Source organism: Saccharomonospora iraqiensis subsp. iraqiensis (assembly GCF_000430445.1).
Lineage (GTDB): Bacteria > Actinomycetota > Actinomycetes > Mycobacteriales > Pseudonocardiaceae > Saccharomonospora > Saccharomonospora iraqiensis.
On the sequence record NZ_KE387039.1, the window covers coordinates 6075 to 10482 of the forward strand.

7 protein-coding genes are annotated in these 4408 nt (G+C 69.7%); 1 reads left to right on the forward strand and 6 read right to left on the reverse strand.

Annotated elements, in window-relative coordinates; all coding sequences use genetic code 11:
* A partial coding sequence (locus tag ACTIR_RS0101875) for a helix-turn-helix domain-containing protein (RefSeq protein WP_026453017.1) occupies positions 1 to 309 on the forward strand: 309 nt, incomplete at its 5' end.
* Here ACTIR_RS0101875 and ACTIR_RS0101880 read toward each other — a convergent pair.
* The 6 genes from ACTIR_RS0101880 to ACTIR_RS0101900 form a co-directional block, all read right to left on the reverse strand.
* Positions 310 to 705 (reverse strand): VOC family protein, encoded by a 396-nt coding sequence (locus ACTIR_RS0101880; protein WP_026453018.1) that lies wholly within the window; start codon positions 703 to 705, stop codon positions 310 to 312.
* Positions 702 to 1232 carry a PIN domain-containing protein gene (locus ACTIR_RS25085; RefSeq protein WP_154663637.1) on the reverse strand — a complete coding sequence of 177 codons (531 nt, stop codon included), beginning with the start codon at positions 1230 to 1232 and terminating at the stop codon, positions 702 to 704. The genes ACTIR_RS0101880 and ACTIR_RS25085 overlap by 4 nt, the downstream gene beginning before the upstream one ends.
* Positions 1233 to 1238: 6 nt before the next feature.
* On the reverse strand, positions 1239 to 1445 hold the full coding sequence (locus ACTIR_RS27050) for a hypothetical protein (protein WP_034237869.1): 207 nt from the start codon (positions 1443 to 1445) through the stop codon (positions 1239 to 1241).
* Positions 1446 to 1556: 111 nt separating this feature from the next.
* Complete coding sequence (locus ACTIR_RS0101890) at positions 1557 to 2051, reverse strand: DUF309 domain-containing protein (protein WP_034237872.1); 495 nt, start codon at positions 2049 to 2051, stop codon at positions 1557 to 1559.
* A 29-nt stretch (positions 2052 to 2080) separates the two neighbouring features.
* Positions 2081 to 3844: an aa3-type cytochrome oxidase subunit I gene (gene ctaD / locus ACTIR_RS0101895; protein ID WP_026453020.1), complete on the reverse strand. Its 1764-nt coding sequence runs from the start codon at positions 3842 to 3844 to the stop codon at positions 2081 to 2083.
* Between the two features lie 177 nt (positions 3845 to 4021).
* On the reverse strand, positions 4022 to 4264 hold the full coding sequence (locus tag ACTIR_RS0101900; RefSeq protein WP_026453021.1) for a DUF2630 family protein: 243 nt from the start codon (positions 4262 to 4264) through the stop codon (positions 4022 to 4024).
* Positions 4265 to 4408 lie beyond the last annotated feature (144 nt).

Consider the following 4408-nt stretch of genomic DNA (forward strand, 5'->3'; position numbering starts at 1 on the left):
CCGGACCCGCTGGCGGCGTTCGTCGCGGACCGGCTCGACCGGGGCGAGCGCGTCGCCGACCTCGCCCGCACCGTGAGCCTCAGCGACCGGCAGCTGCACCGACGGTGCCTGCGCGCCTTCGGCTACGGACCGAAGACACTCGCCCGGATCCTGCGGATGCGGCGCGCGCTGGACTCCGCCCGTGCGGGCACACCGCCCGCGGACGTCGCGGTGGAGACCGGTTACGCCGACCAGGCCCACCTCAGCCGCGGGATCAAGGCCCTCGCCGGGGTTCCGCTGTCCGCGCTGCTGCCCACCCCGGACGGATGATCACCCGTCGAGCGGGGCGAACAGGTCGACGTGGTTGCCGTCCGGGTCGGCGACGGTGGCGTAGCGCTGGCCCCAGAAGGCGTCCCACGGCCCGTGCACGCCCCGGTAGCCGTCGCCCACCAGGGTGCTGAAGGTGCCATCGACCGCGGCGGGGTCGTCGCACACGAACGCCAGGGAGATCCCGGGCCCACCCCGTGGCGGGGTCCAGTCGGGGGCGAACGAGCGCACGGTCTCGACGGTGTCCCAGGCCAGTCGCAGGCCACCCGGCAGCGAGGCCTCCACGTGCGGCCGGGTGTCCGCCTCGGCGGGCAGGTCGAGACCGAGCCTGCGGTAGAACGCCAGGGACGCGGACATGTCGGCCACGACCAGGCCGAGGAGAGCGAAACGTGGTGTCATTCCGGCACGGTACGGCCGCGCGTGGCCCCCGGTCTTGAACGAATCGGGCCTCCGCACCCGGTTCCCCGGACCGGGTGCGGCGGGGCAGGCGTCGGACTCCTCCGGGTACGCACTAAGTAAGCCGGTGAGTAGCCGAGGATCTCCAAACCTTCGTAGTCCGCGAAGTCTGCGAAGTCTTTGATGTTGAAGGTAGCGAGTGGGATGTCGTAGGCGAGACAGCACGCGGCTACCCAGGTGTCGTTCTGCGGCCTTGGTCGTCCTCGCCTCGCCGCGAAAGCGGCAAGTTCGCCCCAGGTTCGGGAGACCTGCTCGCTGCCCGGCAGCACCGGAATCGCGGAGAGCCAGTGCTGGAGGCGGGCACGCCTGCGCTCCGCCCGATCACGCTGATCAGCCCAACGGATGAGTTCGCCCAGAGTGGCGAAAGAGATGAAGGGACGGCGGCCCATGAGATGTTGGACCATGGAGGGAGGAAGCTCACGCTTGAAGCTGCGCGAGGCTACGTCAGTGTCGAGAATCACCGAGTTCACGGGCGGTTACGCGAGGTCGGTCCGTCGTGCTGCGTAAGTGAATTCGAGGAACTCATCGAGCTCCTCGTCGGTGTCGAAGATGCCGTCGCAGGCCAGGTCGTCGATGCTGTGGATGGGCTGCACGTCCTTCTGCCGGGCGAGCTCTTCGGCCAGTGCCGGGCCATCCAGCGGTCGCGGCAGTTCGGACGAGTGACCGGCGTTTCCGGTGGTCATGGTGGCACCTCCCCTCCCGTCGAGGTCCTGCCATTGTTGCATGTGTGGCCCGCCGAGTGGGCTGCCGAAGCGGGCGAGTTGCCCGGGTCCCCCGCACCGGATGCGGCCGGGTCAGCCCTCGGACCGGTCCTCCGGCCGCAGGCGGGGGGCGACGGCGGCGGGGTCGGGTGGGGTGTCGTGGCCGGGGACGCACCCGGCGAGGGTGTCCGCCCACTCGCGCAGGCCGGCGACGTCGAGGCCGTGCGGGGCGGAATCGGTGAACCCGGCGAGGTTGTCGGCGCCCCGGCGCAGCAGCGAGACCGCTCCGTTCGGGTTGCCGCGGGCGGCGTGGGTGAGGCCCACGGCGAGCTGGGCCAGCCCCCGCCACAGCTCCCGCTCCGCGTCCGGACCGGACTTCCACGCGTCCTCGAACACCTCGTGCGCGTGGAACGGCTTGCCCTCGTCCAACAGCCGCTGCGCCTCGCGCACCGTCTGCTCCGGGGTGCGCGTCACACCCTCCGGCTGACGTTCGACGCCCGCGGCGTCGTAGGGCAACGGCCTGCCGAGCCCGTCGCGCGGCCTGGCGTTGCGTGCGCGTCCCTCGTCGTCCCTGTCCCTGTCCGCCACACCGGCGAGTGTGCCACGTGGCGACCGGCTCACCCGGTCTCGCCCTTGGTGGCGTCGGACGCCTTGACCTCGGGCGGGGGCAGGTGCGGGCGCTCGGCATCCTTCGTCTTCCCGGTGAAGGTGATCTCGCCCTCGCCGCGCATCCGCTCCACCATGTGCGGGTAGTGCAGCTCGAACGCGGGACGCTCGGAGCGGATCCGCGGCAGTTCGGTGAAGTTGTGCCGCGGTGGCGGGCAGCTCGTGGCCCATTCCAGCGAGTTGCCGTAGCCCCAGGGGTCGTCGATGGTCACCGGGTCACCGAAGCGGTAGCTGCGCACCACGTTCCACAGGAACGGCAGCATCGACAGGCCCAGCACGAACGCGCCGATCGTGGAGACCACGTTGAGCGTGGTGAACCCGTCGGAGGGAAGGTAGTCGGCGTAACGCCGGGGCATGCCTTCGTTGCCGAGCCAGTGTTGCACCAGGAACGTGGTGTGGAAGCCGACGAAGGTGAGCCAGAAGTGCAGCTTGCCCAGCGGCTCGTTCATCATCCGGCCGGTGAACTTCGGGAACCAGAAGTAGATCCCGGCGAACGTGGCGAACACGATCGTGCCGAACAGCACGTAGTGGAAGTGCGCCACGACGAAGTAGCTGTCGTGCACGTGCCAGTCCAACGGCGGCGCGGCGAGGATGACGCCGGTGAGCCCGCCCAGCAGGAAGGTGATCAGAAAGCCGAGCGAGAACAGCATCGGCGTCTCGAAAGTGAGCTGCCCCTTCCACATCGTGCCGATCCAGTTGAAGAACTTGATCCCCGTCGGCACCGCGATGAGGAACGTGGTCATCGCGAAGAACGGCAGCAGCACCGCGCCGGTGGCGTACATGTGGTGGGCCCACACCACCGCGGACAGGCCCATGATCCCGATGGTCGCGAACACCATCAGCCGGTAGCCGAACAACGGCTTACGGCTGAACACCGGGATGATCTCGGTGATGATGCCGAAGAACGGCAACGCCACGATGTAGACCTCGGGGTGGCCGAAGAACCAGAACAGGTGCTGCCACAGGATCGCCCCGCCGTTGGCGGGGTCGAACACGTGCGCCCCCACCAGCCGGTCGGCCGCCAGCCCGAGCAGGGCGGCGGTCAGGATCGGGAAGGCGATGATGATCAGCACGCTGGTGAACAGGATGTTCCAGGTGAAGATCGACATCCGCCACATCGTCATGCCCGGCGCACGCATGCACACGATCGACGTGATCATGTTGACCGCCCCGAGGATGGTGCCCAGCCCGGACACCACCAGCCCCATGATCCACAGATTCCCGCCGATACCGACCGAGAACTGCTCCCGCGACAGCGGGGTGTAGGCGGTCCAGCCGAAGTCCGCGCCCCCACCCGGGGTGAGCAGCGAAGCGAGCACCATCAACCCGCCGAGCAGGAACAGCCAGTAGGAGAAGGAGTTCAGCCGGGGGAAGGCGACGTCCGGGGCACCGATCTGCAGCGGCAGCACCAGGTTGGCGAAGGCGAACAGCACCGGGGTCGCGTACAACAGCAGCATGATCGTGCCGTGCAGCGTGAACATCTGGTTGTACTGTTCGACGGAGAGGAACTGCAGGCCCGGCTGGCCGAGCTCGGTGCGCAGGACCAACGCCATGATGCCGCCGGCCATGAAGAACGACATGGCCGTGACCAGATAGAGCTGGCCGATCGCCTTGTGATCGGTCGTGCGCAGCCAACTCAACGCGCGCTGGCCGCGCTTGGCCGGGACCGGGGCCGGTTCCTGAATCCTCGTCGGGCGTACGAGCTGCGTGTCCACGAAAGTCCCTCCGCCGAAAGGTGCGTCCCCGGCGCGCCTTCCGTCCGGCGACGGCTCGGGGAGGCCACGAATCACGCTAGACGCGCCTGCGGATACCCGCATGTCGACGAAGTACGCCCGTACGGGTGACCCGCGTGCGGCGGGAGGTCCGGTCCCGCCGCACCGGTACCGGCGGGACTACTGCTGGTACGACTCGACCTCACTCACCGGGCGGGCCTGCGCCTGATCCGGGTCGCCGCCGAACTCCGCGCTCGCCCTGCGCCTGCGCAGCAGGTCCCAGCACTGGTCGAGCCGCTCCTGCAGGTGCCGCAACCGCGCGCGATCCTCCTCGTCGAGGCCCGTGCCCGTCGCCCGGGAGCGGAGCTCCCGCTCCTCCTCGATCAGCCGGTCGATGGTGGCCAGGGTGTCGTCCTCGGACATCGGTCTCCCCTTCCTCCCACGCGGCGGCATGCCCCCACGGGCCGCCCGCCAAACGCACCCCGTGGCCCCGGCCGGGGCGGGTCGTGCCACCGGGGTCAGGCCCGGCCGCGGGAGGCCAGGGTCCGGGAGATCCCGCGTGCGGCG